The organism is Neisseria sp. P0021.S005, assembly GCF_051956955.1.
Map to the genome: position 1 here is coordinate 1 of NZ_JBQCWY010000780.1, position 1,305 is coordinate 1,305.

Below are 1,305 nucleotides of genomic sequence, written 5' to 3' on the forward strand. Positions count from 1 at the left end.
TACGATCCCGTCCGTTTGCGCCAAGATTGCCTGCAACAATTCGGCAGCCGTGCCATTGCGCAACACCTGATCGACACCTTCCAAAAAGTGCTTAATAAATAGGCATAAACCATACAGGCCGTCTGAAATCCTTCAGACGGCCTGCCTGCTTCCAACAAGACAAATCTAGTGTAAATTTAAGACAATAACTAAACTTTTTGATTTAAAATCAGTCCAAGGAAAAATTGTTACCTACAATAATATCCCACATATATTATGCGCTATTACGGAACGATTACTCGCTGGAACAGCAAGCGCGGCTTCGGAGCCGCTACCATAGAAGACACAGACCAAGAAATCTTTCTTGCACTTGCCGCCTTTACCACCCTTACCCGCCTTCCGGCCGAAGGGCAACACATCTCCTTCAACATCACAGAAGGCCGACGCGGCCGCAAAGAAGCCGAAAACGTCTGCTTCGCCCTCGATTGCGCCGACTGCTTTGACGTCCTCGTCCCTCCCCCCGAAAAACCCCTCGCCGGCAAACAGGCCATCATCGGCCTGATTGCCGTTATCTTCGTCTGCAGCATTTTCGCCGCCTTGTGGTATGGACTCCACTTTTCCGACAACACACCGGAAGAACCGGCCGTCAAAAAACAAGAAACCATGGTTCACGAAGTAGCCGCCAAAATCGAAGCCGAACGCAAAGCATGGCGCGATGCCGTCAACGGCAACAACCAACGCTCGGGACAGCCTCAACGCGCCAAAGATAATACTTCAAAACAATAACGCTGTATCCAATATAAAAAGGCCGTCTGAAAAAATGGGAAGATGAAATTATAGATTTCTTCCTCATTCTTTCAGACGGCCTTTGTTCCTACCTCAATTCGGCTCAGCCATTTCCAACGCTTGTTTGATGTCCACAGCCACAACACGCGATACGCCTTTTTCCTGCATGGTTACGCCGACGAGTTGTTCTGCCATTTCCATGGTCAGGCGGTTGTGGGAGATGTAGAGGAACTGGGTTTGCGCCGACATTTCTTTGACCAGGTTGCAGAAACGCGAGGTGTTGGCGTCGTCCAGCGGGGCGTCGACTTCGTCCAGAAGGCAGAAGGGGGCGGGGTTGAGGCTGAACAGGGCGAACACGAGGCTCATGGCGGTGAGGGCTTTTTCGCCGCCGGAGAGGAGGTGGATAGTGCTGTTTTTCTTGCCGGGCGGGCGCGCCATGATGGACACGCCGGCGGTCAGGAGGTCGTCGCCTATCATCTTGAGGGTGGCTTCGCCGCCGCCGAACAGGGTCGGGAAGAAGGTTTGGACTTTGCCGTTGAC

The 1,305-nt window shown here is 52.5% G+C and carries 1 protein-coding gene and 1 pseudogene; one reads left to right on the forward strand and one right to left on the reverse strand.

What is annotated here, in order from left to right; genetic code table 11:
- Nucleotides 1-255 precede the first annotated feature (255 nt).
- On the forward strand, nt 256-765 hold the full coding sequence (locus ACTHUE_RS19230) for a cold-shock protein (protein WP_440361140.1): 510 nt from the start codon (nt 256-258) through the stop codon (nt 763-765).
- A 93-nt stretch (nt 766-858) separates the two neighbouring features.
- On the opposite strand, the pseudogene ACTHUE_RS19235 reads toward ACTHUE_RS19230, so the two are convergent.
- Nucleotides 859-1,305: pseudogene (locus ACTHUE_RS19235) on the reverse strand (chromosome segregation protein SMC); the annotation flags it as partial.